Below are 26,982 nucleotides of genomic sequence, written 5' to 3'. Positions count from 1 at the left end.
AGTCGTCCCCCGCCTGCGGCGTGCGTGCCCCACCGAGCCGCCTCCCGCCCGCGGCGGGCATGTCCACCGGGCCCGCCCGCGACACCCGCCTCTCGTCTTACCGAGTCGTCCCCCGCCTGCGGCGTGCGTGCCCCACCGAGCCGCCTCCCGCCCGCGGCGGGCATGTCCACCGGGCCCGCCCGCGACGCCCGCCTCTCGACCTGCCGAGTCGGGTGGTGGGTGGGCACAGGGCGGGGGTCCAGGGGGCGGAGCCCCCTGGTGCCTCGGCACGGACACCGGCGACCCGGCAACGGACGTACGCTGGAGACCCCCGGCCGCGACAACCGTCGGGATCTTCGTGTTGCCCACCCTTGGATGGAAGCGCCCCTCCATGAGCCTGCACGGTCTGCTCGACGCCGTAGTCAAGGACCCCGCCCTCGCGGAAGCGATCACCGCCGCCACCGACGGCAACCGCATGCACGTCGACCTGGTCGGCCCGCCCGCGGCCCGCCCCTTCACGGTCGCCGCCCTCGCCCGCGACACCGGCCGCCCCGTGCTCGCGGTGACGGCGACCGGCCGCGAGGCCGAGGATCTCGCCGCCGCCCTGCGCTCCCTCCTCCCCCCGGAGGGCGTCGTGGAGTACCCCTCCTGGGAGACCCTGCCGCACGAGCGGCTCAGCCCGCGCAGCGACACCGTCGGCCGCCGCCTCGCGGTCCTGCGCCGCCTCGCCCACCCCCGCCCCGACGACCCCGAGACCGGCCCGGTCTCCGTCGTCGTGGCGCCGGTGCGCTCCGTCCTCCAGCCGCAGGTCAAGGGCCTCGGCGACCTGGAACCCGTCTCCTTGCGCACCGGCCAGAGCGCCGACCTGAACGAGGTCGTCGACGCCCTGGCCGCAGCCGCGTACGCCCGCGTGGAGCTGGTCGAGAAGCGCGGCGAGTTCGCGGTGCGCGGCGGCATCCTCGACGTCTTCCCGCCCACCGAGGAACACCCCCTGCGGGTGGAGTTCTGGGGCGACGACGTCGAGGAGATCCGCTACTTCAAGGTCGCCGACCAGCGCTCCCTGGAGGTCGCCGAGCACGGACTGTGGGCCCCGCCCTGCCGCGAGCTGCTGCTCACCGACGACGTACGGGCACGTGCGCGTGCCCTCGCCGAGCAGCACCCCGAGCTGGGCGAACTGCTCGGCAAGATCGCCGAGGGGATCGCGGTGGAGGGCATGGAGTCCCTCGCCCCGGTCCTGGTCGACGACATGGAGCTGCTGCTGGACGTGCTGCCGAAGGGCTCCATGGCCGTCGTGTGCGACCCGGAGCGGGTCCGCACGCGTGCCGCCGACCTCGTGGCCACCTCCCAGGAGTTCCTCCAGGCCTCCTGGGCGGCCACCGCGGGCGGCGGCGAGGCCCCCATCGACGTGGGCGCGGCCTCCCTGTGGTCCATCGCGGACGTCCGCGACCGGGCGCGCGAGCTGGAGATGATGTGGTGGTCGGTGTCGCCGTTCGCCGCCGACGAAGAGCTCGACGCGGACACCCTCAAGCTCGGCATGCACGCCCCCGAGACCTATCGCGGCGACACCGCGCGGGCGCTCGCCGACACCAAGGGCTGGCTCGCCGACGGCTGGCGCACCGTGTTCGTCACCGAGGGCCACGGCCCGGCCGCCCGCACGGTGGAGGTGCTCGGCGGCGAGGGCATCGCCGCCCGCCTCGACACCGACCTCGCCGAGATCACCCCGTCCGTCGTGCACGTCGCCTGCGGCGGCATCGACCACGGCTTCGTCGACCCGGCGCTCAAGCTGGCCGTGCTCACCGAGACCGACCTGACCGGGCAGAAGGCGTCCGGCCGCGAGGGCGCCCGGATGCCGGCCCGGCGCCGCAAGACGATCGACCCGCTCACCCTGGAGGCGGGCGACTACATCGTCCACGAGCAGCACGGCGTCGGCCGCTACATCGAGATGGTGCAGCGCACCGTCCAGGGCGCCACCCGCGAGTACCTGGTCGTGGAGTACGCCCCCGCCAAGCGCGGCCAGCCCGGCGACCGGCTGTACATCCCCACCGACCAGCTGGAGCAGATCACCAAGTACGTGGGCGGCGAGGCCCCCACGCTGCACCGCCTCGGCGGCGCGGACTGGACCAAGACCAAGGCGCGCGCCAAGAAGGCCGTCAAGGAGATCGCCGCCGACCTGATCAAGCTGTACAGCGCCCGGATGGCGGCCCCCGGACACGCCTTCGGTGCCGACACCCCCTGGCAGCGCGAGCTGGAGGACGCCTTCCCCTACGCGGAGACGCCCGACCAGCTCACCACCATCGCCGAGGTCAAGGAGGACATGGAGAAGTCGGTCCCGATGGACCGGCTGATCTGCGGCGACGTCGGCTACGGCAAGACCGAGATCGCCGTCCGGGCCGCCTTCAAGGCCGTACAGGACGGCAAGCAGGTCGCCGTGCTCGTCCCCACCACGCTGCTGGTGCAGCAGCACTTCGGGACGTTCAGCGAGCGGTACGCCCAGTTCCCGGTGAACGTGCGGGCGCTGTCCCGCTTCCAGAGCGACACCGAGGCGAAGGCCGTCCTGGAGGGCCTGCGCGACGGATCCGTGGACGTCGTCATCGGCACCCACCGGCTGTTCTCCTCCGAGACCAAGTTCAAGGACCTGGGCCTGGTCATCGTCGACGAGGAGCAGCGCTTCGGCGTCGAGCACAAGGAGCAGCTGAAGAAGCTGCGCGCCAACGTCGACGTGCTGACCATGTCCGCGACCCCGATCCCGCGCACCCTGGAGATGGCGGTCACCGGCATCCGTGAGATGTCGACGATCACCACCCCGCCGGAGGAGCGCCACCCGGTGCTCACCTTCGTCGGGCCGTACGAGGAGAAGCAGATCGGCGCGGCCATCCGCCGTGAACTGCTGCGCGAGGGCCAGGTCTTCTACATCCACAACCGGGTCGAGTCCATCGACCGCGCGGCGGCCCGGCTGCGGGACATCGTCCCCGAGGCGCGGATCGCCACCGCGCACGGCCAGATGTCGGAGTCGGCGCTGGAGCAGGTGGTGGTCGACTTCTGGGAGAAGAAGTTCGACGTGCTGGTGTCGACGACGATCGTCGAGTCCGGCATCGACATCTCCAACGCCAACACCCTGATCGTCGAGCGCGGCGACAACTTCGGCCTCTCCCAGCTGCACCAGCTGCGCGGCCGGGTCGGACGAGGACGCGAGCGCGGCTACGCCTACTTCCTGTACCCGCCGGAGAAGCCGCTCACGGAGACCGCGCACGAGCGCCTCGCGACCATCGCCCAGCACACCGAGATGGGCGCGGGCATGTACGTGGCGATGAAGGACCTGGAGATCCGCGGCGCCGGAAACCTCCTCGGCGGCGAGCAGTCCGGGCACATCGCGGGCGTCGGCTTCGACCTGTACGTGCGGATGGTCGGCGAGGCCGTGGCCGACTACCGGCGCCAGCTCGAGACCGGCGAGATCGAGGAGGAGCCGCCGCTCGAGGTCAAGATCGAGCTGCCGGTCGACGCGCACGTCCCGCACGACTACGCGCCCGGCGAGCGGCTGCGCCTCCAGGCGTACCGGTCGATCGCCTCCGCCAACTCGGAGGAGGACATCAAGGCCGTACGGGAGGAACTCGTCGACCGCTACGGCAAGTTGCCGGAGCCGGTGGAGAACCTGCTGCTGGTGGCGGGCCTGCGCATGCTCGCCCGCGCCTGCGGGGTGGGCGAGATCGTCCTGCAGGGCACCAACATCCGCTTCGCGCCGGTGGAGTTGCGCGAGTCGCAGGAGCTGCGCCTGAAGCGGCTGTATCCCGGCACGGTGATCAAGCCGGCGGTCCACCAGGTGCTGGTGCCCCGCCCGAAGACCGCGAAGGTGGGCGGGAAGCCGCTGGTCGGGCGGGAGTTGCTCGGCTGGGTCGGGGAATTCCTGACGTCGGTCCTGGGGTCGTAGGTCCGGGGTTCGTAGTCCTGCTTTCGTAGCGGAGGACGACGGAAGCCGTCCACGGACCTGCGGCCGTGGACGGCCCCTGAGTCGGTTCTGATCGGTCCGGTCGGCGCCTGGGCCTACTGCTGGTCGGGGCGGTCGCGATCCATGCCGAGACGGTCTTCGACCTGCTGCTGCCCGGTGTCGACCTGCTTCTCGTACTTGCCGCCTGTCCTCTCGTTGATCTTCTGCTCGGCGGTGTCGGAGCCCTGCCGGGCCTTCTCGCGTGCCGCCTTGTTGCTCTTGAACTTGTCGAAGATGCCCATCCAGAGCTCCTTCCGGAGGTGACTCGACTCAGAACCGACGATACGCGCGGCTTGCCTGGAATGCCCGTTTGGTAGTGGTGTGGTCTGGACCTCTCGGTCGCTACGCTGCGTCCAGGCCCGCCCGCGCGGGCCGTACGGCACCAGGGGAGGGGCGCGGTGAGGCGACACGACGGGCGGACCGGAGGCGGGCCGCGACCCGCGGCGGCGGTGATGCTCGCCGCGGCGGTGCTCGTCACCGGCTGCGAGGCGATCCCCGAGGGCTCCTCGGCGGGCGGAGGCGCCGGAAGCGGGCGGGACGCACGAGCCGTCAGCCCCCTGAAGAACCCGGATGGCACCGGACCGGGCCTGGCACCCGTCACCGGCGAGGCCGACAGGGCGGCGGCGGTCGCCCTCATCGAGCGGGTCACGACCAAGGGCCGCGGGCCGAGGACGGGATACGACCGCGAGGACTTCGGCTACGCCTGGAAGGACACGGCCGACGGGGTCCCGCTCGCGCGGAACGGCTGCGACACCCGCAACGACCTGCTCCGGCGCGACGGCCAGAACCTGCGCTTCCGCTCCGGTTCCGACTGTGTGGTCGTCGCGCTGACGCTGGCCGATCCGTACACCGGCAAGACCATCGAGTGGCGCAAACAGGACGCCGCCGAGGTCCAGATCGACCATGTCGTGCCGCTGTCGTACAGCTGGCAGATGGGTGCCGCGCGCTGGCCGCGGCACAAGCGGGAGCAACTGGCCAACGACACCCTCAATCTCATCCCGGTCGACGGCCGCACCAACTCCGCCAAGTCCGACTCCGGACCCGCCTCCTGGCTGCCGCCCGACAAGCGGATCAGATGCGCCTACGCGGTCCGCTTCGCCCAGGTCGCGCTCAAGTACGAGATGCCGGTCACCGCCCCCGACAAGCGGATGATGCTGAGGCAGTGCGGCGGCTGACGCCGGATGGGTGCCGCTACGTGCGGGCCACGTCCTTCACGAACACGAGGCCGTCGATGCCCGCCAGGTGGGCCGGGTCGAGCGGGGCGTAGCCGAACCACTGGGAGACGCGGGGCGCGGGCCGCGGGTCGCCGAGGGTGGTGGCCAGCCGCGGGGCGTCGACGAGGCAGCGGTCCTCCGGGAGCGCGTACAGCAGACCCTCGAGGGTGTCCGGCGGCGGGGTGTCCACTCCCTGGTGCCGGATCGTGCCGAGAGCGGTCGCCACGAAGGCGTACTCCTCGCCGAGCCGCGCGCTCACCAGCGCACCGGCGCTCCACCACTCCACCGGCCCCTCCCACATCCGCATCGAGCTCTGCTCCCGCTGGAGATGGGAGTTGTGGGCGTGGACGAGTGCCGGGCCCCGAGCGGCGACGGCGAGGAGGTTGTCGGCCATCATCACGTCGCGCAGGGTGCACAGCCGCGCCATGCGGGACGGTGACGTGTCGGCCATCGCGGCGTGGTAACGCAACAGGCCGGCAGCCGTACGCCCGTAAAGGCACGCCCGTTCCCAGTCGTCCCGCGAGGTCGTGGCGAGCAGGTGGGGCGTCTGCGCGTCGAGCAGCGCCATCAGGTCGTCGGCGAGCAGCCGGAGGCGACCGGCCTCGGCCGACCGTCCCACGGACCGGGCGGGGTCCGTCATCGCGGCGGGGTCGGTCCACCGGTCGTCGGGGCCGAGGAGGCGGTCGAGCGTGTCCGTGGTGCAGGGGAGCAGGGCCGCGTCCACGCGGGCGGCGAGGTAGCCGTGCAGTGCGGTGAGGGCCTGCCGGGGGCTCGCGGCGTGGGTGATCTCCAGCGGGCCGTCGACACCGGCGAAGCGGACCTGCTCGCCGGCGGGCCGGCCGGCGTTGTGGGCGCGCATCCAGCGCACGAGCTCGCGGTTGGCCGCGGAGGTGCCCAGCCCCAGGTCGGGGTGGCTGAATCCGCGCTCCATGACGTCGTCGAGGCTGCCCGTGCCCGAGGTGACGTAGTCGTCCACGACCAGTCCCCTCAGGCAGTCGCTCTCGATCGCGATCGTCCGGTAGCCCTCCTCCTCGACGAGCCGCCGGAACAGCTCGTTGCGCACCTCGAGCAGCGTCTCCTCCCTGTGGGTGGGCTCGCCCAGGGCGAGCAGTCGCGGCCGGGCGGGGAGCAGCGTCATGACGGCGGCCGCCTCGACGGCCTGAACGGTGTCCTTGATGTCCGTAGCCATGCATTCAACGCTATCGTTGAACTTTCGGTTGAAACTTTTCGGCGGCTGTCCCCGTAATAACCTCGGTTCCATGGGGCTGAACCTTCAAACCGGGAGTCGGCTGCGGCCGGTCGATCTGGCCCGCGAGCACGGTCTGTCCACCCAGGCGGTCAGGAACTACGAGGCGGCCGGCATCCTCCCGGCCGCCGCTCGCACACCCCACGGCTACCGCACCTACACCTCGCTGCACGCGAGAGCCCTGCGCACGTTCCTCGCCCTGGTGCCCGGCCACGGCCACGGGACGGCGACCTCGATCATGCGGGCGGTGAACGAGGGTGAGGACGAGGAGGCGTTCCGCCTCATCGACGAGAGTCACGCCCAGCTCCTCGACGACCGCCGGACCCTCCAGGCGGTGGAGCGCGCCCTGCACGACCTGCGGTTCACGCAGGCGTCCGGACCGGAGCCGACGGCCGGGGAGACACACATCGGGCCACTGGCGCGCAGGCTCGGCCTGCGGCCCGCGACCCTGCGCAAGTGGGAGCGCGCCGGGCTGGTGAGCCCGCGCCGCGATCCGCGGACCGGCTACCGCGTCTACACCGAGGCCGACGTGCGCGACGCCCGGCTCGCCCACCAACTCCGGCGCGGCGGCTACCCGCTGGAGCAGATCGCCCCGCTGATCGCCCAGGTGCGAGCGGCCGGCGGCCTGGAGCCGCTGGAGTCCGCACTGCGCGACTGGCACACCCGCCTGTCCACCCGCGCCCGCGCGATGCTCACCGGGGCCGCCGAACTGGAGGCATACCTGCGCGCACACGGCTGAGCCACCGGCCGAGGCACCCTCTGTGAGTCCCGGTCAGCTCAGGGCGTCCAGGTCCAGGACCTCGCCCTCGGGCTTCTGCGCCGGGACCGGCTTCTCGTAGTCCGTGAACGTGATCGAACCGGGGTCCGTGGCGGACCTGCTGTCGATCCGGAGCAGATACGGCTCGCCCTCGGTGGCGACGTAGAAGGTGTGACTGTCCTTGCCGTCGCGCTCGGTCAGTACGATCGCCGGGGTGCCGTCGACGCTCGCCGTCCTGCCCCGGGTCGCGTCCGAGCCGCCGTCCTCCGCGTCGCCGAGCACCTGGTCGAGGTCGCAGAAGCTCGCGATCTCCTCGGCGTCCGCGCCCGTGGCGGACATGCTGGTCCACTTCCCGGCCAGCAGCGCCACGGTCGCGTCGACGTCGGCCTTCGGCTCGCCCTTGCTCTGGGCCCGCAGGAACGCCTCGTCGTACTTGAGGTAGAGGGTGTCGCCGGTCTTGATCAGCTCGGCCTCGCCCTCGTCGCCCGTGCCCAGGGTGCCGGCGCAGTCGCCCTGCTTGTTCAGCGCCATGTCGAAGTGCAGCGTGCCGCCGCTCTCCTCGTCGGGCACGTCGCCCTTCATGCGCAGGGACGAGGCGCCGGTCGTGGCCCGGAGGGCGCGGTCGGTGATCTCGCCGCCGGTCAGCCCGGCGAACGGCTCCTTCTTGCCCTTCGCGTCCGTTGTGCCCTTCGAGTCCTTCGAGTCCTTCGTGCCCTTCGAGTCCTTCGTGTGCTTCGCCTCCTCCGGCTGCTGGGAGGACTTCGACGCCTTGTCCTCGCCGGGGAGGCAGCCGGTGAGTCCGGCGCCGGCCACGGCGGCGAGACAGAGGGCGGCGAGCGCGGTGCGACGCATGGCGGATTCCTTCGGGGTTCTCGGTGTACGGAGGTTGAGCACGGGTCAGAACTTGCCGTTGCCCAGCAGCTCGCCGTTGGCATCGTAGACGGTGACGAGGCCGTTCTCGCTCTGCTTCCAGTCGGCGAACGCGGACGCGATGAGCTTGGCGGGGGCGGCGCCCTCGCCCATGAGCCCGCCGGTGAAGTCGGTGTAGACGTCGGCGGCGTCGAGGATGTCGTTCTGCTCGTCGGCGCCCTGGACCTTGGTGACGTGCGAGACGGCCTTCTTCTCCTGGGGCGACCCGTTCTTCTGCACGAACGCCTTGAACTGCTCGGCCTGGGACGCCTTCTCGGTGTTCTTGCCGTCGCTGCCCTTGCTACCGGCGTCCCTGGCGGACTTGGCGTCGCCGGACTGCCGCTGCGCGGACGCCGAGGAGCCCTTGCCGGTGGATCCGTCGTCCGTGTCACCGGAGTTCGCCGAGACGGCACCGATGACGACGATCCCCACGACGGCGCCCAGCGCGACCTTGGTCTTCATGCCCATGGCTGTGTCCCTCCCCAACGCGGCGACCGCCGCCCTTCGGCGGTCGCTCGTTCACGCGGTCAATCACAGCATGGACTGTGAACCGAGTCAACACGGTTCACGAGAGAGTGTTGGTACACGGGCGTGAACCCATGAATCGACACGCGTCGGTATGCTCGGCGCACACGGACGGGATCACGGCCGACTGAGGGCACGAGGGGAGCCGGGCGGGTGCGGGAAGCGCAGGACACGCAGCGAGCGCAGGACACGCAGGAGGCGCGGGACAAGCAGGAGGCGCGGGACACGGCCACGGAAGTGACCGCCGCCGGGATCGCCCGGCTGGCCGGGGTCGGCCGTGCCGCCGTCAGCAACTGGCGGCGCCGGCACGCCGACTTCCCCAAGCCCGTCGGCGGCACCGAGACCAGCCCCTCCTTCGCCCTGACCGAGGTCGAGGGCTGGCTGCGCCGGCACGGCAAGCTCGCCGAGGTCCCCCTGCGGGAACGCGTCTGGCAGCAGCTCACCGGCCACCCCGAGGGACCGGTCACCGCCCTCCTCCACGCCGGCTGCGTGCTGCTGCTGATCCACGACCGGCCCACCGTCTGGCTGGAGGCGAGCGCGGGCTCCGACGAACACCTCGCCGGGACCCTGCCCGAGGCGCTCGCCCAGGTGCTCACCCGCCCTGCCGTCCCGCAGAACCTCACCGCTCCGCAGCTGCGGCCCTCCGTCCCCCTCCTGCGCGGCGCCGCCGAACTGGCCGCCGAGCTCGGCGCCCGGCAGACCTTCGAGTTCCTGCTCGGCCGGCACCTCGACGCCAACCCGCGCCAGTACACGCTCACCCCCGCCGACCTCGCCGGACTCATGGCGGACCTGACCGGTCCCGTCCGTACCGTCCTCGACCCCGCCTGCGGCACCGGCGCCCTGCTGCGCGCCCTCACCCCCCGTCCCGGCCAGGAGCTGTACGCCCAGGACAGCGCCCCCGAACTCGCCGCGCTCACCGCGCTGCGCCTCGCCCTGCACACGCGCGCCCCCGTGCACGCCGCCGCCGGTGACGCCCTGCGCGCCGACGCCCACCCCCAGCTGCGCGCCGACGCCGTGCTGTGCCATCCGCCGTTCAACGAGCGCAACTGGGGGCACGACGAACTCGCCTACGACCCGCGCTGGGAGTACGGGTTCCCCGCGCGCACCGAGTCCGAGCTGGCCTGGGTCCAGCACGCGCTGGCCCGGCTGAAGGACGGCGGCACCGCCGTCCTGCTGATGCCGCCCGCCGTCGCCTCCCGCCGCTCCGGTCGCCGGATCCGCGCCGACCTGCTGCGCCGGGGCGCCCTCAGGGCCGTGCTCGCCCTGCCGGTCGGCGCGGCACCGCCGTACAACCTCCCGCTGCACCTGTGGCTGCTGCGCCGCCCCGAACAGCCGCCCGCCCAGCCGGAGCTGCTGCTCGCCGACGCGGGGCGGTTCACCGGCGAGGGGCGGGGCGGGCCCGACTGGCAGGGAGTGCGGGAGGCACTGCTCGACGCCTGGCACGCCTTCGACCGGGCCGGCCGCCTCGACGAACGGCCCGGCCTCGCCCGCTCCGTACCGGTCATCGAACTGCTCGACGACGACGTCGACCTCGCCCCGGCCCGCCACCTGCCGCCGCCGGCCGCCGCGGACGGCCCCGGCCGGCTCACCGACGTACGCGCACGCCTCGACGAGACCCTGCGTCTGACCGCCCGGCAGATCCCGCCGCCCGTGGACGCCACGCGGCAGGGGGCGGCCCCGCGCCGGCCGGTCACCACCGTCGGCGAACTCGCACGCGGGGGCGCGCTGGTGATGCGGACCGGCGGAATCGGCGGCCACGCGCGCGTGCCGGTGCTCACCGACCACGACGTCCTCTCCGGAACCATCCCCTCCGGAACCCTGCCGGAGAGCGACGAGGACGCGGTGCTCACCGAAGCCGGCGACGTGGTCGTCCCCGTGCTCGGCGGGGGCTCCGTCGCGCGGGTGATCGACGACGCGACCGCCGGGGCCGCGCTCGGCCGCAACCTGGTGCTGCTGCGCCCCGATCCGGCGGCGCTCGACGCCTGGTTCCTCGCCGGGTTCCTGCGCGGCACCGCCAACAACCGCCAGGCCAGCAGCTATGCGTCCACCGCCACCCGGCTCGACGTACGCCGCCTCCAACTGCCCCGGCTCTCCCTGGACGAACAGCGCCGCTACGGCGCCCGCTTCCGCGCCCTGGACGAGTTCGAACGGGCGCTGCGCCAGGCGGGCCGCCTCGGCGAACAGCTCGTCCGCGGCATGTACGACGGCCTCACCGACGGCACGATCCCGCCCGGCTGAGCACCGCACGGCACCCCGGTCACCGAGGACGAAGTGATCAGGACGACAACGGTTCGGTACAACCCGGGACCGGTTGTCCTTGTCGGCCTATACGCTCGGACTTCCAACCGAGTTCTGAACACCCGCTTTACCGTCCCCATCGGCTACACCGGTCCAGGAGCAGTCATGTACGGCCACGGCGCGGCGCCGCCCACCCGCAGCGCGGCAACGGTCATCACCCTGCGCGTGCTGTTCGCCGCCGTCGGCTTTCTGTCGTGCGGTCTGCTGGCGTGCGTGCCGCTGTTCCGGATCGCGTTCCTGCGGGGGCGGGTGGTCGACTGGACGCTGGCGTGGGTGAGTCTGCCGCTGTCGATCGTCTGCCTCGTGGTGGTCGGTTCGCTGCCGGAGACGGACCCGCGCACCGACGTCGCCCTGGCCATGGTCCTCATCCTCGGCGCGGCGGCGAGCGCGTACTTCCTGACCATGGACATCCGCTGGCACCAACGGCAGCACCCGTACCCGGGCGGCCCGCTGCCGCCGTCGCCGCACGCCACGACCATGCATGGCGCCGGCACCCACGCCCCGTACGGCTACCCGCAGCCCTCGGCGCCCTACGCCCCCACGCCCGTCCCGCAACCGCCCCACGCGCCGACGCCCCAGCCGCCCCAGGCACCGGCACCGCCGCCGCAGCGCCCCGCGCCGGCCCGCATCGACCAGGTGCGCGCCGAACTCGACGAACTCAGCGACTATCTGCGCCGCCAGGACGGGCAAGGCGGTCAGCAGGGCGGCCACCACGAGGGCGGAAGGTGAGCGTGACGACGACAGGACGGGTCGTCGCCGGCCGCTACGAGCTGTCCACGCTCATCGGACAGGGCGGCATGGGACAGGTGTGGACGGCCTACGACAAGCGGCTGGACCGGCGGGTCGCGGTGAAGCTGCTGCGCCCGGACAAGGTGGCCGGGCAGGAGGCCGACGAACTGCGCCGCCGCTTCGTGCGCGAGTGCCGCGTCACCGCCCAGGTCGACCACCCCGGCCTGGTGACCGTGCACGACGCCGGCAGCGAGGGCGAGGAGCTGTTCCTCGTCATGCAGTACGTCGACGGCGCCGACCTCGGCGACCACCTCGCCGAGCACGCCCCCTACCCCTGGCAGTGGGCGGTCGCCGTGGCCGCGCAGCTGTGCGCCGTGCTGAGCGCCGTGCACGCGGTGCCAATCGTCCACCGCGACCTCAAGCCGCGCAATGTGATGGTCAGGCAGGACGGCACCGTCACCGTGCTCGACCTCGGCGTCGCCTCCGTCATGGACGCCGACACCACCCGCCTCACCCACACCGGCACCCCCATCGGCTCGCCCGCCTACATGGCCCCCGAGCAGGCGATGGGCGGCGCGGTCGGCCCGTACACCGACCTGTACGCGCTCGGCGTGCTGCTGCACGAACTGCTCAGCGGCGACGTGCCGTTCTCCGGCTCCACCGCGCTCGGCGTGCTGCACCGGCACCTGTACGAGCCGCCCGTGCCGGTGCGCCGCATCCGGCCCGAGGTGCCCGAGGCGCTCGAGACCCTGGTGCTGCGTCTGCTCGCCAAGGACCCGCAGCACCGCCCGGACTCCGCACAGGAGGTCTACGAGCACCTGGAGACGCTGCTGCCCCCGCGCGGCACGCCGACCGGGGCGCCCCTGGACCCCACCCGCCCCTTCCTGCGCCCGCACGCCCCCTGGCCCGACCGGGCACGCACCCCCGCGCCCCAGCCCGCACCCGCCGCCCCGCCCGCGCCCGTCGCGGAGAAGGCCGACGTCGCCGCCGCCGTGGACGAGGTCAAGCGGCTCCTCGGCGAGGGCCGGATCACCCAGGCCGTCGACATCCTCGGCGCGATCCTGCCCGTCGCCGCCGAACAGCACGGATCGCACTCCCCGGTCGTCCGCACCCTGCGCAAGCAGTACGCGGCCACCCTCCTCGACGACGGCCAGTACCGGCGAGCCCTGCCGGAGCTGCGCCGCCTCGCCGACGAACGCGCCGCCGAGGCCGGCCAGGCCGACCCGCAGTCCCTGCGCTACCGCTACGAGGCCGCCCAGTGCCTGGAGCAGCTCGGCGAACCGGCCGCGGCACTCGCCGAGTACCGGGCGCTGCTGGCGTACTACGAGAACCAGTACGTCGCGGCCGGGGACCCGCAGCTCGCCCACGACGTGCGCCGCCGCATCGGCCACCTGCTGCTCGCCCTCGGCGACCGGGCCGCCGCGCACGACACGCTGGCCCGGCTGCTGCACGACGTGGAGCGCAGCCAGGGCCCCGGGCACCCGCTCGCCGCCGAGATCCGGCGGACGCTGCATTGGCTGGGACAGGTGCGCGGCTGACGCGATCCGGGTGCGCCCGTGGAGGCGGTGCCCGTGCCGGTGCCCGAAGTCGCGGTGAATCGTTGGTCGAATGGGTTGGCCAGAGCTTGCCCCGTGCCTACCATCGATCACCGCAAGACTTTGTGCACCGCCGCACAAGCTCCCTCAGGAGGTTTCCTTGCACCGCCGCCGTCGCACCGCGCTCCTGTTCACCGCCGCGATCGCCGCGGCGGCACCCCTGCTCACCGCCTGCGGAAACGATGCGCATCCGGGCGCGGCGGCCGTCGTCGGCGGCGAGCGGATCACGGTGTCGCAGCTGGAGAACCGGGTCGACGAGGTCCGCGCGGCCCAGCGCGCGGCCGTCCCCGACGAGGCCCAGTACGAGCAGGCCATCGCCCGCACCGGCAGCCTCACCCGCGACACCCTGCACGGCATGGTCCTGGACCGCGTGCTGGAGCGCGCCGCCGGGGACGCCGGGGTGAGCGTCACGACCCGGGAGGTCCAGCGCATGCGGGCCGGCCTGGAGGAGCAGGCGGGCGGCGCGGAGGCGCTGGAGCGGGCCTGGCTCCAGCAGTACGGCATCCCGCCGCAGCGGCTGGACGAGAACCTCCGCCTCCAGCTCCAGGCCCAGAAGCTCGCCGAGAAGCTCGGCACCGACACCAGCCGGCCCGAGTTCTGGAAGGCCCTGTCCGAGGCCGGCGAGGAACTCGACGTCGACCTCAACCCGCGCTACGGCACCTGGGACATCGAGAAGAGCAGCCGCACGGACGCCAAGACCCCCTGGGTGCGGGACGTGACCTCGGCGGGAACCCAGCAGACGGCGTGACGCCGGCCGTCCCCCGCCTGTGGACAACCGCGGAGGCTGTCCGCGGCGTGGGTTAGTTTCGGAGCGTGAACGCAACCAGCTCTGACGTCCCCGCCGAGGCCGGCCCCGGCCGTGTCGTCCTGCTCACCACCAGCCACCGCGTCGCGCCCGGACTGCTGTCCTGGCCGGCCTGGCAGGCCCTGCACGCGGCCGACCGGGTGCTGTGCGCGGACGGCGCCCATCCGCAGCTGCCCTATCTGCGGGAGGCGGGGATATCCGTCGAGGAGACGTCCCCGAGCGCCGAGGAACTGGTCGACGCCTGCTCCGGCGGGCGCACGGTGGTGGTCGTGGCCACCGGCGAGGGCGAGCCCGCGCTGACCGACGGACTGGCCCGCCTCGCCGGCACCGGCCGCGTCCGGATGCCCGAGCTGGAACTGCTGCCCGCCTCCTACGACCTGCCGGGCGCCCGGCTGCTCGACCTCGTGCAGGTGATGGACCGCATCCGCGCCGAGTGCCCGTGGTCGTCCCTGCAGACCCACAAGGGGCTGGCGAAGTACGGCATCGAGGAGGCGTACGAGCTCGTCGAGGCGATCGAGGAGGGCGACCGGGACGAACTGCGCGAGGAGCTGGGCGACGTCCTCCTCCAGGTCGTCTTCCACGCCCGGATCGCCGAGGAGCACCCCGAGGAGCCCTTCTCCATCGACGACGTGGCCGGCGGCATCGTCGCCAAGCTCGTCCACCGCCACCCCCATGTCTTCGGCGACGAGACGGCGACGACCCCGGAGGAGGTCAAGGAGCACTGGCTGCGCACCAAGGCCGTGGAGAAGCGCCGCACCTCGGTCACCGAGGGCATCCCGCTCGGCCAGCCCGCCCTGGCCCTCGCCGCGAAGCTGGCGTCCCGCGTCCGCACGGCGGCCCTGGACGTACCGCTGCCCGAGGTCCAGGGCATCGGCTACGACCTGCTGATCCTGGCGATACGTGCGGAGGCGGAGGGCGTCGACCCGGAGGCGGCCCTGCGGGCGGCGGCACGGGCGTACCGGGACGCGGTGCGGGCAGCCGAGGGCAACTAGCGAACTCCGGGCGGTGCAGCGCCCCGGAAGGGGCGCGGGGCTGTATCGAGGTGCGGCTCCGCCGCGTGGGCGCGACAAGCCACGGGACACCCGCACCCGCCCACCGAACAGAACCTCCTACGGCCTGGCGCGGCTCCGCTCCACAAGCCGTGCCCCCGCCGGGGTCTGGCGATAGAGCACCGAACGACCGGACCGCGTCCGACTCACCAGCCCCGCCCGATGCAGCACCCCCAGGTGATAGGAAACCGTCGCCGGACTGAGAAAGTGCCGCGCCGCCAACTCCCCGGTGGACGCCGGACGCCCCAACGCCGCAAGCAACCCGGCCCGGGTCGGCCCGAGCAACCCCGCCAGCTCCTCCGCAGGAGTCGCCGGAGCGGTCGCCCTGACCCGCACCGGATACGCCAGCATCGGCGCCCGCCCCCCACCCCGCACCGGATCCACGGCCACCCCCGGCGCGGGCGCCACCAACGACGGCACCACCACGACCAGGGGCACCGGCAGAGCAACCGTGAACCGGCTCTCCACCCGCAGCGTCCCCCCGGCCCACCGGATACCGGGATGCAGCGAGTCGAAGAGCCCCGCCGCACCGAGCCGGGCCAGAACACCCGCGCACCGGTCGACCTCCGCCTCCAGGGTGGCCCGCGCCGCCTCCCAGTGCGGGGCGAAGGCCAGGTCCCAGTAGCGCCGCAGCTCCTCCGCCGCCTGCCGGGCCACCCGCTCGCCGCCCCGAGACATCGCGCAGCGCACCTCCTGCGGCAGCTCCGTACCGGCCAGACCGCTGCCGGGGCGGCCGTCGCGCAGCGCCTCCAGCTCGGCCAGGACGCGTTCGGGCGGGGTGGCGCGCACCTGCTCGAGTTCCTCCTCGACGGTGGGGGAGGGCCCGGACGGATGGGGACTGAGGAAGTCCGGTACGTATCCGCCGGCGTCCAGCGCCAGCGCCGACAGCAGCGGCAGCCGCGCCCGGCGCAGCACGCGGCGGGCGCGTGCCACCCACGGGTCCGTGGGGGACTCCGGACGCAGGCCCCACGGCAGCAGTGTGGACGTGACCTCGTGCAGCGGTGAGACCGCGAAGCGGGAACGGGCCAACCCGGCTGCGTCCACGGTGAGTTCGATCACGGTTGCTGTCCCCCGGTCGGCCCTGTGCGCACACCGCGCACGCCCCGGCGCGCCCCAGCACACACCTCGGCACGCCCCACTCTTCGAACCTGCTCGAATCGTGGCACGGACGCTCGCCGTGACCAACCGCCCCGGCGCACCCTGATGACCCGGTCGACGAAGCCGAGGGGGCGGACGTGCGCAGGACACGACGGGTGCGGGGGACACAGGCGCTGGCGGCCACACCGGCCGCCCCGAAGGCGCGGGGCACGCGCAGATCCCGGTCACGGGTGACCGTGGCGCTGGCCGCCGCGGGCGTCCTGCTGCTGTCGGGCACGTGCACGTCGGTGGCGCAGGACCGGCAGGGCGGGGCGGCCGCGGCACCGGCCGGGGGGAGCGGGGGACTCTCCGGCGCCGCGGCCTGCCCCGGCCTGGAGGGCTTCACCTGCGCGACCCTGAGCGTCCCGCTCGACCACCGGGGCCGCACCCCGGGGCGGCTCGGCCTGAAGGTGGCGATGGCGGACAACGCCGGGGCCCCCAGGGGCGTCCTGCTGTTCCTGACGGGTGGCCCGGGGCAGCCGGGCGTGCCGTACGTGAAGCGGCTCAGCGAGAGGATGGCGCCGGTCCTGAAGGACTACCGCCTGGTGATGATCGACCAGCGCGGCACCGGCGCGGGCGCGCTGCAATGCCCGCAGCTCCAGAAGGAGATGGGCGCCTCCGACCTCACGCCGCCCACCGAGCAGGCGGTGAAGGACTGCGCCGCCGCGATCGGCGAGCAGCGCCGCTTCTACAGCACCGGTGACACGGTCGCCGACCTGGAGCTGCTGCGCCGGGCCCTGGGCGTGCGGAAGATGACGCTCGACGGCGTCTCCTACGGCACGTACACCGCCGAGCGGTACGCGCTCGCGCACCCGGGCCGGGTGGCGCGGCTGGTGCTGGACTCGGTCGTGCCGCAGACCGGATACGACCCGATGGACCGCGCCGCGATGCGAGCGGCGCCGCGCGTGCTGCGGGACGCGTGCGCGGCGATCGACTGCACCACCGACCCCGCGGCGGATCTCGCCGAGGTGGTGGACACCTACGGCAACGGCGTCGACGTCCTCGACGCGCTGACCACCTGGGGCTTCGTCGACCCGGACTACGCGGCGATGATCGACGCCCTGCACAAGGCCGCGAACGGCGACCCCGGCCCGCTGCGCGGCCTGATCGCGGGCACCCGGCAGGGCAACGCGGCGACCGCCGAGGAGCTGAGCCAGGGCCTGCACGCCTCCACGCTGTGCCTGGACGGCCGCTATCCCTGGGGCAGGGCGGACGCCCCCGTGGCCGGGCGGCGCGAGGCGCTGGAGAAGGCGGGCGCCGAGCTGACGCCGCGCGACTACGGCCCCTTCGACGCCGCCACCGCGACCGGCCTCGGCTCGATGCGCAGCTGCCTGCACTGGCCGCCCACCGCGGTGCCCCCGCTGCCCTCGCAGCACCGCCGGCTCCCCGGCGGCATACCGGTCCTGCTCCTCGGCGGCGACCGCGATCTGTCGACGCCGGTGGAGTGGCTGCACGACCAGAAGAAGCTCACCCCGCACGCCGAGGCCGTGGTGGTCGAGGGGGTCGCCCACTCGGTCCAGAGCAGGGCGGCGAGCGACGAGGGCCGGCAGGCGGTGTACGACTTCCTCCTGGGGCGCTGACCCGCGCGGAGGAGCGGGGGCGGGCCGACCGCAGGCCCCGGGATACCGTCGGGGAGTGACCGACCAGCCCCACCCGCCCGAGCAGCACGCCCCCGAACTCTTCACCTGGGAGTTCGCCGCCGACCCCTACCCCGCCTACGCCTGGCTCCGCGAGCACGCGCCCGTGCACCGGACCCGGCTGCCCAGCGGGGTGGAGGCATGGCTGGTCACGCGGTACGCCGACGCCAAGCAGACCCTCGCCGACAACCGGCTGTCCAAGAACCCGGCGCATCACGACGAGCCCGCGCACGCCAAGGGCAAGACCGGCATCCCCGGCGAGCGCAAGGCGGAGCTGATGACGCATCTGCTGAACATCGACCCGCCGGACCACACCCGGCTGCGGCGGCTGGTCAGCAAGGCGTTCACCCCGCGCCGGGTCGCCGAGTTCGCGCCCAGGGTGCAGGAGCTCACCGACACCCTCATCGACCGGTTCGCCGCGCAGGGCTCCGCCGACCTCATCCACGAGTTCGCCTTCCCGCTGCCCATCTACGCCATCTGCGACCTGCTGGGCGTCCCCCGCGAGGACCAGGACGACTTCCGGGACTGGGCGGGCATGATGATCCGTCACCAGGGCGGGCCGCGGGGCGGGGTCGCGCGCTCGGTGAAGAAGATGCGCGGCTATCTCGCCGACCTCATCCACCGCAAGCGCGAGGCGCTGCCCGCCGAGCCCGCGCCCGGCGAGGACCTCATCTCCGGTCTCATCCGCGCCTCGGACCACGGTGAGCACCTCACCGAGAACGAGGCCGCCGCGATGGCGTTCATCCTGCTGTTCGCCGGCTTCGAGACCACGGTCAACCTCATCGGCAACGGCACCTACGCCCTGCTCACCCACCCCGAGCAGCGCGCCCGGCTCCAGCGGTCCCTGGCCGCGGGGGAGCGGGAGCTGCTGGCGACCGGGGTGGAGGAACTGCTGCGCTACGACGGCCCCGTGGAGCTCGCCACCTGGCGGTTCGCCACCGAGCCGGTCGTCATCGGCGGACAGTCCATCGCGGCCGGCGACCCCGTGCTCGTCGTCCTGGCCGCCGCGGACCGGGATCCGGAGCGGTTCGCCGACCCGGACGTGCTCGACCTCGGCCGGCGCGACAACCAGCACCTCGGCTACGGCCACGGCATCCACTACTGCCTCGGCGCGCCCCTCGCCCGCCTGGAGGGGCAGACCGCGCTCGCCACGCTGCTGACCCGGCTGCCGGACCTGCGCCTCGGCGTGGACCCGGCCGAACTGCGCTGGCGCGGCGGGCTCATCATGCGCGGACTGCGCACCCTGCCGGTGGAATTCACGCCTCCGCAGACCTGACGGTCCCGGCGGGCGGGCCACCGTGCCCCGAGCGCAACCAGCGCAAACATGACGCGCGTTCAACTATGTGATCTTCACGTGATCTGCGCGGCATGAACTTGTGACAAGTGATCGTCTGCCGATACGTTCACCCATCAACGCGGTGTCCAATATCCGTTCGCCGCGCCGGTAACTGCTGTCGTGTGAAAGGTCCCCGCATGCTTTCCGGGAACGGTCGGCACCGCCGCCCCCGCCAGGCTCCGGCTCTCCTCGTCGCGGCCGGAGTGACCGGCTCCGCCATCGCCATCCCCCTCCTCGGAGCAGGCAGCGCCAGTGCGGCCGACGGGGCGACCTGGGACCGGGTCGCGGAGTGCGAGTCCGGCGGCTCCTGGAGCCAGAACACCGGCAACGGCTATTACGGCGGCCTGCAGTTGACCCAGGACGACTGGGAGAACTACGGCGGCCTGGACTACGCGCCCAGCGCCGACCAGGCCAGCCGAGGCCAGCAGATAGCGGTCGCCGAGCGGATCCTCGCCGACCAGGGCGTCGGAGCCTGGCGCACATGCGGACTGCTCGCCGGGCTGGAGCAGGGCTCCGAGTCCGCGGACGTCGACACCGGCGTGGGCTCGCCGTCCCCGACCCCCACGGACTCCGCGGAATCCGCCGAGTCCCCGCAGCCCACGGACTCCCCGGACGCGACGGACACGACGGACTCGTCCGGAATGCCCGACTCCAGCGAATCGTCGGCTTCTTCCTCGCCGTCACCCTCGGCCACGGAAGGCAACGAGGGCTCGGAAGCCTCGGTCAGCGAATCGCCCAAGTCGGACAAGTCCACTGATGTCGAGACGGAACCCAGCGCCTCGCTCACCGCCTCACAGGCCACCGGTAGTGATGAACCGGACAAGTCGGGTCAGGATGACGGCTCTTCCGCGCTGACCGACACCGGCACCGGTCGCCACCGCGGCCCCAGTGCCGAGGAGGGCGAAGGGCGGGACCGTACGGCGGAATCGTCCGGCCGTCACGCCTCGCGCCCCGCGGACGACGCCGACGGCTCGTATGTCGTTCGTCCGGGGGACAGTCTCTGGTCCATCGCCGACTCCCTTGAGGTGGACGGTGGATGGCGCGCCCTGTACACGGGCAACGAGCAGACCGTCGGCGCCGACCCGAACCTCATCCTCCCCGGTCAGACGCTTGAGGTCGGGGTCGAACCGGGCGAAAAGTGACGGGCGAAAACGCCCGGACCGGGCGGTAGTTGACGTCACGGTTCGAGCTGAATGCCCGATATAAACGCGGTGAGAGATAGGTCTCAGAAGCCCTGATCGTCTTTGAAAATCGGCCGAGCGCGTGTCTACGGTCGTGACCGCTCGTCACCGCGAGCCCCGTCTGCCGCCACGCCGAATCCTGCCAGTGGCAGCACGGGAACAGTCGTCGCGTCATGCGCCGTAGGCAGGAGCGGGGGACCCAAGGTAAGTGCCCTTTCCGGTGGTTGACACCGGATCGCGGCTCGGGGTGTAGCCGCGTCCCGTGAGGGACGTGGCCGGGCAACTCAACCGGCCCGAACCCGACAGCTCACCTCGCAGGCGTCGGTGAGGGGATCCATCCATGTTGTTTTCCGGCAAGGGCAAGCACCGTCGTCCGTCCAAGGCCACCCGCGCCATCGCCATCGCCGGTGTCACCGGCGCCGCCGTCGCCGCCCCGCTGATGGCGGCCGGCTCGGCCTCCGCCGCCACCGCCTCCGAGTGGGACGCCGTCGCCCAGTGCGAGTCGGGCGGCAACTGGTCCATCAACACCGGCAACGGCTACTACGGCGGTCTGCAGTTCTCCGCCTCCACCTGGGCCGCGTACGGCGGCACGAAGTACGCCGCCACCGCCGACCAGGCCACCAAGGCGCAGCAGATCGAGATCGCCGAGAAGGTCCTCGCGGGCCAGGGCAAGGGCGCCTGGCCGGTCTGCGGCAAGAACCTGTCCAACGCCGCGTACACCGGTGCCGCCGCCGAGACCCCGGCCCCGAAGGCCGACACCTCCGCCGAGCGCACCACCGAGCAGAAGGCGTCCCGCTCCACCGAGCGCCCGGCGCCGAAGGCCGAGAAGAAGGCCGAGAAGAAGACCGTCACCACCCCGACCGGCGAGAAGGTCGAGAAGGGCGACGGCGAGTACAAGGTCGTCAAGGGTGACACCCTCAGCTCCATCGCCGAGGAGCACGGCGTCAAGGGCGGCTGGGAGAAGCTGTTCAAGCTGAACGACGACATCGTCGAGGACGCCGACCTCATCTACCCGGGCCAGCAGCTGCACCTGAAGTAAGCAGCGGCCCCGCGGCGCCCGCGAGCGAGCGGCGCGCCCACAGTCCGCCCGCCCCGGTGCGTGTTCCCCCGTACGCACCGGGGCGGGCTTTTTTGGGAAACCGTATTTGTTCCGTTCGGAAACAATTTACGCTCGGTTCTGTCCATGGGATGGGCGACCGGATGGCCGATCGCCCGGAGCCGGTTAGGCTCGGTCTCGCAGAGCCACCATGGCCCTGCCCACTCGCGTCACATCCAAGAAGGAGATGCTCGTGCCGTCCATCGACGTCGTCGTAGCCCGGGAAATCCTGGACTCCCGAGGCAACCCCACGGTCGAGGTCGAGGTCGGCCTCGACGACGGCAGCACGGGTCGTGCCGCCGTCCCGTCCGGCGCCTCCACGGGCGCCTTCGAGGCCATCGAGCTCCGCGACGGCGACTCGAACCGCTACCTCGGCAAGGGCGTGGAGAAGGCCGTCCTCGCCGTCATCGAGCAGATCGGCCCGGAGCTGGTCGGCTACGACGCCACCGAGCAGCGCCTGATCGACCAGGCCATGTTCGACCTGGACGCCACCGACAACAAGGGCTCCCTCGGCGCCAACGCCATCCTCGGCGTCTCCCTCGCCGTCGCCCACGCCGCCTCCGAGGCCAGCGACCTGCCGCTGTTCCGCTACCTGGGCGGCCCCAACGCGCACCTGCTGCCGGTGCCGATGATGAACATCCTGAACGGCGGCTCGCACGCCGACTCCAACGTGGACATCCAGGAGTTCATGATCGCCCCGATCGGCGCGGAGTCCTTCTCCGAGGCCCTGCGCTGGGGCGCCGAGGTCTACCACACCCTGAAGAAGGTCCTGAAGAGCAAGGGTCTGGCCACCGGCCTCGGCGACGAGGGCGGCTTCGCCCCGAACCTCGGCTCCAACCGCGAGGCCCTCGACCTCATCCTGGAGGCGATCAAGGAGGCCGGCTACACCCCCGGCGAGCAGATCGCCCTCGCGCTCGACGTCGCCGCGTCCGAGTTCTACAAGGACGGCGTGTACGTCTTCGAGGGCAAGGAGCGCTCGGCGGCCGAGATGACCGAGTACTACGCCGAGCTCGTCGAGGCGTACCCGCTCGTCTCCATCGAGGACCCGCTGTTCGAGGACGACTGGGAGGGCTGGAAGACCATCACCGCCAAGCTCGGTGACAAGGTCCAGCTCGTCGGCGACGACCTGTTCGTCACCAACCCCGAGCGCCTGGCTCGCGGCATCGAGGAGGGCGCCGCCAACGCCCTGCTGGTGAAGGTGAACCAGATCGGTTCGCTGACCGAGACCCTGGACGCCGTCGAGCTGGCCCAGCGCAACGGCTTCAAGTGCATGATGTCCCACCGCTCCGGCGAGACCGAGGACGTCACCATCGCCGACCTGGCCGTCGCCACCAACTGCGGCCAGATCAAGACCGGCGCCCCGGCCCGCTCCGAGCGCGTCGCCAAGTACAACCAGCTGCTGCGCATCGAGGAGATCCTCGACGACGCGGCGGTGTACGCGGGCCGCAGCGCCTTCCCGCGCTTCAAGGGCTGAACTCCCTCACGGGGTGAACCCCGTGAGTAGGCAGCGTCGTACGTACGTCCCCGTACTCGGTCCCGTACCGTGTGCGGGGACGTACGCGCGTGGACGGGAGGCGCCAGCCACATGGCCGTGAAGGACCGGGACCGTTTCTCCACCGCGACCAGGATCCGGCTGATCGGTGAGCAGACCGCGGCCCGGGTCTACCGCTCGCAGACCAGACGCCAGGCCCGCCGCTCCCGGCTGACCGGCCGGGCCGCGCTGCTCGCCCTGGTGGTCTGCTCGCTGATCGTGGCCCTCGCCTATCCCATGCGGCAGTACGTCTCCCAGCGCGCCGAGATCGCCGACCTGGAGCAGCAGCAGGAGGAGGCCCGGCAGCGCGTCGAACGGCTGCGCGACCTCAAGGCGCGCTGGCAGGACGACGCCTACGCCGAGCAGGAGATCCGCCGCCGGCTGCACTACGTCATGCCCGGCGAGACCGGCTACATCGTGATCGACCCGGGCACGGCCAAGCAGTCCCGCACCGACCTCGAGGCCGCCGACCGCCCCTGGTACGCGAACGTCTGGGACGGGGTCGACAAGGCCGACGCCGCCGCCAGTGAAGATCGACAGACGGATCGATAGAAAGTAAGGCATGGAAACGCCCCCGCCCACGACCCCGCGCACCGAGCCCACCGACGCGGACGTCGAGGCCTTCAAGCAGCAGCTCGGCCGGCCCCCGCGCGGGCTGCGCGCCATCGCGCACCGCTGCCCCTGCGGACAGCCGGACGTCGTGGAGACCGCCCCGCGGCTGCCCGACGGCACCCCCTTCCCGACGCTGTACTACCTCACCTGCCCGCGCGCCAACTCGGCGATCGGCACGCTGGAGGCGAACGGCGTGATGAAGGAGATGACGGACCGGCTGGCCACCGACCCCGAGCTCGCCGCCGCCTACCGGGCCGCGCACGAGGACTACATCCGGCGCCGCGACGAGATCGAGGAGCTGAAGAACTTCCCCAGCGCCGGCGGCATGCCGGACCGGGTGAAGTGCCTGCACGTGCTCGTCGCCCACTCGCTGGCCGCCGGGCCGGGCGTCAACCCGCTCGGTGACGAGGCCCTGGCGATGCTGCCGGAGTGGTGGCGCAAGGGGCCGTGCGTGACGGCCGCGGACGAGGCGAAGGAGGACGCCGAATGACCCGGGTCGCCGCCGTCGACTGCGGCACGAACTCCATCCGGCTGCTGGTGGCCGACGCGGATCCGGCGACCGGCGAACTGGTCGACCTGGACCGCCGTATGACGATCGTGCGCCTCGGGCAGGGCGTCGACCGCACCGGCCGGCTCGCCCCCGAGGCCCTGGAGCGGACCTTCGCCGCGTGCCGGGAGTACGCGGAGATCATCAAGAGGCACGGGGCGTCGGAGCACCTGCGCTTCGTGGCGACCTCCGCCTCCCGCGACGCCGAGAACCGGGACGACTTCGTGCGCGGCGTGGTGGACATCCTGGGCGTGGAGCCCGAGGTCATCACCGGTGACCAGGAGGCCGAGTTCTCCTTCACGGGCGCGACGAAGGAACTGGCCGAGCACGATCACCTCCCGAAGCCCTACCTGGTGGTCGACATCGGCGGCGGTTCGACGGAGTTCGTGGTCGGGGACGACCATGTGCGCGCCGCCCGCTCCGTCGACGTGGGCTGCGTACGGATGACCGAGCGGCACCTGGTGCACGACGGGAAGGTCACGGACCCGCCCACCGAGGAGCAGATCGCGGCGATGCGGGCCGACATCGAGGCCGCCCTCGACCTTGCGGAGGAGACGGTCCCGCTGCGCGAGGCCCGCACCCTGGTCGGCCTGGCCGGGTCCGTCACGACCGTGTCGGCCATCGCGCAGGACCTCCCCGAGTACGACTCGGCGGCCATCCACCACTCCCGGGTCTCCCGGGACCGGGTCCGCGAGATCACCGACTGGCTGCTGCGCTCCACACACGCCGAGCGCGCGAAGGTGCCCTCCATGCACCCGGGCCGTGTGGACGTGATCGGCGCGGGCGCTCTGGTGCTGCTGTCGATCATGGAGCGGACCGGTGCGGAGGAGGTCGTGGTGAGCGAGCACGACATCCTCGACGGCATCGCGTGGTCGGTGGCGTAGCTCTCTTTTGTTACTCGCCGGTAGCCTACGGTTGAGCAGTACGGATAGCGTATGAGCGACCCCGAGGGGCCCTTTTGGGGCCCCTCGGTGACGTGTCGTCGGGAAACTTCGTGAAGTTCTTCACAAGGATTTCGGTCATCGCGGGGTCCCGAGGGGGGTCCGTTGGCCCTTCCGGGGGTCCGCGGGGTCGTTGAACATGTTCAGGAGGGGCCTGCGGATCGCGTACCAGGGAACGTGTTTCCGGCGGCTCACACTCCCGCCCGATGTCCAGAGAGGCAGCTCACGCGGCATTGACAACGTACGGCGCGCGTGACGGTTCCCGTACTTGGACATGATCTAAGTCACGCGGGTCGGGGAGTGTAACACAGCCCCTGCCGGAGCTTGTGAAGGGGCGCACGAGCCACCCCCCTGAGGCGGGTGGATACTCGATGGCATGAGCACCACGGAGCGTCCCAGGATCCTCGTAGTAGGCGGTGGGTACGTAGGCCTGTACGCAGCTCGGCGCATCCAGAAGAAGATGCGTTACGGCGAGGCGACCGTCACCGTCGTCGACCCGCGGTCGTACATGACCTACCAGCCCTTCCTCCCCGAAGCCGCCGCCGGCAGCATCTCCCCGCGGCACGTCGTCGTCCCGCTGCGACGCGTGCTTCCCAAGGCGGAGGTCCTCACCGGCCGGGTCACCACCATCGACCAGGACCGCAAGGTCGCCACGATCGCCCCGCTGGTCGGCGAGGCGTACGAGCTGCCCTTCGACTACCTGGTGATCGCCATGGGTGCGGTCTCCCGGACCTTCCCGATCCCCGGCCTCGCCGAGCAGGGCATCGGCATGAAGGGCATCGAAGAGGCCATCGGCCTGCGCAACCACGTCCTCGAGCAGCTCGACAAGGCCGACTCCACCACCGACGAGGAGATCCGCCGCAAGGCGCTCACCTTCGTCTTCGTGGGCGGCGGCTTCGCCGGTGCGGAGACCATCGGTGAGGTCGAGGACATGGCGCGCGACGCGGCCAAGTACTACAAGAACGTGTCCCGTGAGGACATGCGCTTCATCCTCGTCGACGCCGCCGACAAGATCCTCCCCGAGGTGGGTCCCAAGCTCGGCAAGTACGGCAAGGAGCACCTGGAGAGCCGCGGCGTCGAGGTCTACCTGTCCACCTCGATGGACTCCTGCATCGACGGCCACGTGGTGCTGAAGAACGGCCTCGAGGTCGACTCCAACACGATCGTGTGGACGGCGGGCGTCAAGCCGAACCCGGCCCTGGCCCGCTTCGGTCTGCCGCTCGGCCCCCGCGGCCACGTCGACTGCGAGCCCACGCTCCAGGTGAAGGGCACCGACTACATCTGGGCCGCGGGCGACAACGCCCAGGTCCCGGACCTCGTCGGCCGCAAGGCGGGCAACGAGAACGCCTGGTGCCCGCCGAACGCCCAGCACGCGCTGCGCCAGGCCAAGGTCCTCGGCGACAACGTGGTCTCCGGTATGCGGGGCTTCCCGCAGAAGGAGTACAGCCACGCCAACAAGGGCGCGGTGGCGGGCCTCGGCCTGCACAAGGGCGTCGCGATGATCGTCTTCGGCAAGATGAAGATCAAGCTCAAGGGCCGGCTCGCCTGGTACATGCACCGCGGCTACCACGGCATGGCGATGCCCACCTGGAACCGCAAGATCCGCGTCTTCGCCGACTGGACCCTGCAGATGTTCCTCAAGCGCGAGGTCGTCTCGCTGGGTGCGATCGAGTCCCCCCGCGAGGAGTTCTACGAGGCCGCCAAGCCGGCCCCGGTCCCCGCCTCCGCGCAGCCGCAGAAGACCGAGGAGAAGGCCAAGGCCTCCTGACCCCGGTCCTGTGACACCCCGAAGGGGCCGCCCGCCATCCGTGGTGCGGGCGGCCCCTTCGGCGTTGTCCGGGGTGTCCGGGAGGAGGTTCGAGGGGTGCCGAGAAGG

Annotated in this window: 22 protein-coding genes and 1 riboswitch; of the genes, 17 read left to right on the top strand and 5 right to left on the bottom strand. The window is 72.3% G+C overall.

Going from position 1 to position 26,982, the window contains the following annotated elements; translation table 11 throughout:
- Positions 1-370 precede the first annotated feature (370 nt).
- Positions 371-3,904, top strand: coding sequence for a transcription-repair coupling factor (mfd, locus tag AB0412_RS32535; protein WP_366406194.1), 3,534 nt, complete (start codon positions 371-373; stop codon positions 3,902-3,904).
- A gap of 113 nt (positions 3,905-4,017) precedes the next feature.
- On the opposite strand, the gene AB0412_RS32530 is transcribed toward mfd, so the two are convergent.
- Positions 4,018-4,203: an antitoxin gene (locus AB0412_RS32530; protein WP_366406193.1), complete on the bottom strand. Its 186-nt coding sequence runs from the start codon at positions 4,201-4,203 to the stop codon at positions 4,018-4,020.
- Positions 4,204-4,413: 210 nt separating this feature from the next.
- Between AB0412_RS32530 and AB0412_RS32525 the strand changes: the two genes are divergently transcribed.
- The gene (locus AB0412_RS32525) at positions 4,414-5,136 is read left to right on the top strand and encodes an HNH endonuclease family protein (protein ID WP_366406230.1); all 723 of its coding nucleotides are present in this window, start codon (positions 4,414-4,416) and stop codon (positions 5,134-5,136) included.
- A gap of 16 nt (positions 5,137-5,152) precedes the next feature.
- Here AB0412_RS32525 and AB0412_RS32520 read toward each other — a convergent pair whose 3' ends face one another.
- Positions 5,153-6,364, bottom strand: coding sequence for an erythromycin esterase family protein (locus tag AB0412_RS32520; protein ID WP_366406192.1), 1,212 nt, complete (start codon positions 6,362-6,364; stop codon positions 5,153-5,155).
- Positions 6,365-6,434: 70 nt separating this feature from the next.
- Here AB0412_RS32520 and AB0412_RS32515 point away from each other — a divergent pair, with 70 nt between their 5' ends.
- A complete protein-coding gene (locus AB0412_RS32515; RefSeq protein ID WP_366406191.1) occupies positions 6,435-7,160 on the top strand; it encodes a TioE family transcriptional regulator in 726 nt (241 codons plus the stop codon).
- Between the two features lie 33 nt (positions 7,161-7,193).
- Here AB0412_RS32515 and AB0412_RS32510 read toward each other — a convergent pair whose 3' ends face one another.
- Together AB0412_RS32510 and AB0412_RS32505 are read right to left on the bottom strand one after the other, a co-directional pair.
- Positions 7,194-8,030 carry a hypothetical protein gene (locus AB0412_RS32510; RefSeq protein WP_366406190.1) on the bottom strand — a complete coding sequence of 279 codons (837 nt, stop codon included), beginning with the start codon at positions 8,028-8,030 and terminating at the stop codon, positions 7,194-7,196.
- A gap of 45 nt (positions 8,031-8,075) precedes the next feature.
- On the bottom strand, positions 8,076-8,555 hold the full coding sequence (locus AB0412_RS32505; RefSeq protein ID WP_366406189.1) for a hypothetical protein: 480 nt from the start codon (positions 8,553-8,555) through the stop codon (positions 8,076-8,078).
- 294 nt (positions 8,556-8,849) lie between these two features.
- On the opposite strand from AB0412_RS32505, the gene AB0412_RS32500 reads away from it, so the two are divergent.
- The 5 genes from AB0412_RS32500 to AB0412_RS32480 all read left to right on the top strand — a co-directional run bounded on the left by AB0412_RS32500 (position 8,850) and on the right by AB0412_RS32480 (position 15,031).
- Positions 8,850-10,850, top strand: coding sequence for an N-6 DNA methylase (locus tag AB0412_RS32500; RefSeq protein ID WP_366406229.1), 2,001 nt, complete (start codon positions 8,850-8,852; stop codon positions 10,848-10,850).
- 165 nt (positions 10,851-11,015) lie between these two features.
- A complete protein-coding gene (locus AB0412_RS32495; protein WP_366406188.1) occupies positions 11,016-11,639 on the top strand; it encodes a hypothetical protein in 624 nt (207 codons plus the stop codon).
- 41 nt (positions 11,640-11,680) lie between these two features.
- Positions 11,681-13,177: a protein kinase gene (locus AB0412_RS32490; protein WP_366406228.1), complete on the top strand. Its 1,497-nt coding sequence runs from the start codon at positions 11,681-11,683 to the stop codon at positions 13,175-13,177.
- Positions 13,178-13,334: 157 nt separating this feature from the next.
- Positions 13,335-13,982: a SurA N-terminal domain-containing protein gene (locus tag AB0412_RS32485; RefSeq protein ID WP_366406187.1), complete on the top strand. Its 648-nt coding sequence runs from the start codon at positions 13,335-13,337 to the stop codon at positions 13,980-13,982.
- A gap of 65 nt (positions 13,983-14,047) precedes the next feature.
- A complete protein-coding gene (locus AB0412_RS32480; protein ID WP_366406186.1) occupies positions 14,048-15,031 on the top strand; it encodes a nucleoside triphosphate pyrophosphohydrolase in 984 nt (327 codons plus the stop codon).
- Between the two features lie 117 nt (positions 15,032-15,148).
- Here AB0412_RS32480 and AB0412_RS32475 read toward each other — a convergent pair whose 3' ends face one another.
- Positions 15,149-16,147 carry a helix-turn-helix domain-containing protein gene (locus tag AB0412_RS32475; protein ID WP_366406185.1) on the bottom strand — a complete coding sequence of 333 codons (999 nt, stop codon included), beginning with the start codon at positions 16,145-16,147 and terminating at the stop codon, positions 15,149-15,151.
- 176 nt (positions 16,148-16,323) lie between these two features.
- Between AB0412_RS32475 and AB0412_RS32470 the strand changes: the two genes are divergently transcribed.
- The 9 genes from AB0412_RS32470 to AB0412_RS32430 all read left to right on the top strand — a co-directional run bounded on the left by AB0412_RS32470 (position 16,324) and on the right by AB0412_RS32430 (position 26,874).
- A complete protein-coding gene (locus AB0412_RS32470) occupies positions 16,324-17,805 on the top strand; it encodes an alpha/beta fold hydrolase (protein WP_366406184.1) in 1,482 nt (493 codons plus the stop codon).
- Positions 17,806-17,860: 55 nt separating this feature from the next.
- Entirely contained in the window at positions 17,861-19,138 is a 1,278-nt protein-coding gene (locus tag AB0412_RS32465) for a cytochrome P450 (RefSeq protein WP_366406183.1), read from the top strand.
- A gap of 197 nt (positions 19,139-19,335) precedes the next feature.
- Positions 19,336-20,340: a transglycosylase family protein gene (locus tag AB0412_RS32460; protein ID WP_366406182.1), complete on the top strand. Its 1,005-nt coding sequence runs from the start codon at positions 19,336-19,338 to the stop codon at positions 20,338-20,340.
- 205 nt (positions 20,341-20,545) lie between these two features.
- A riboswitch (cyclic di-AMP (ydaO/yuaA leader) is annotated at positions 20,546-20,715 on the top strand.
- Positions 20,716-20,719: 4 nt separating this feature from the next.
- Complete coding sequence (locus tag AB0412_RS32455) at positions 20,720-21,418, top strand: transglycosylase family protein (protein ID WP_366406181.1); 699 nt, start codon at positions 20,720-20,722, stop codon at positions 21,416-21,418.
- A 250-nt stretch (positions 21,419-21,668) separates the two neighbouring features.
- The gene (gene eno / locus AB0412_RS32450) at positions 21,669-22,949 is read left to right on the top strand and encodes a phosphopyruvate hydratase (RefSeq protein ID WP_366406180.1); all 1,281 of its coding nucleotides are present in this window, start codon (positions 21,669-21,671) and stop codon (positions 22,947-22,949) included.
- Positions 22,950-23,060: 111 nt separating this feature from the next.
- Positions 23,061-23,558: a septum formation initiator family protein gene (locus AB0412_RS32445; protein WP_366406179.1), complete on the top strand. Its 498-nt coding sequence runs from the start codon at positions 23,061-23,063 to the stop codon at positions 23,556-23,558.
- Positions 23,559-23,568: 10 nt separating this feature from the next.
- Positions 23,569-24,108, top strand: a complete 540-nt coding sequence (locus tag AB0412_RS32440; RefSeq protein WP_366406178.1) for a DUF501 domain-containing protein — start codon at positions 23,569-23,571, stop codon at positions 24,106-24,108.
- A complete protein-coding gene (locus tag AB0412_RS32435; RefSeq protein ID WP_366406177.1) occupies positions 24,105-25,049 on the top strand; it encodes a Ppx/GppA phosphatase family protein in 945 nt (314 codons plus the stop codon). Before AB0412_RS32440 ends, AB0412_RS32435 begins: the two co-directional genes overlap by 4 nt.
- 433 nt (positions 25,050-25,482) lie before the next feature.
- A complete protein-coding gene (locus AB0412_RS32430) occupies positions 25,483-26,874 on the top strand; it encodes an NAD(P)/FAD-dependent oxidoreductase (protein WP_366406176.1) in 1,392 nt (463 codons plus the stop codon).
- Positions 26,875-26,982: the final 108 nt, after the last annotated feature.

Source organism: Streptomyces sp. NPDC052012, assembly GCF_040689265.1.
In the GTDB taxonomy this organism is placed as follows: domain Bacteria; phylum Actinomycetota; class Actinomycetes; order Streptomycetales; family Streptomycetaceae; genus Streptomyces.
This window is presented reverse-complemented; position numbering and strand designations above follow the sequence as displayed.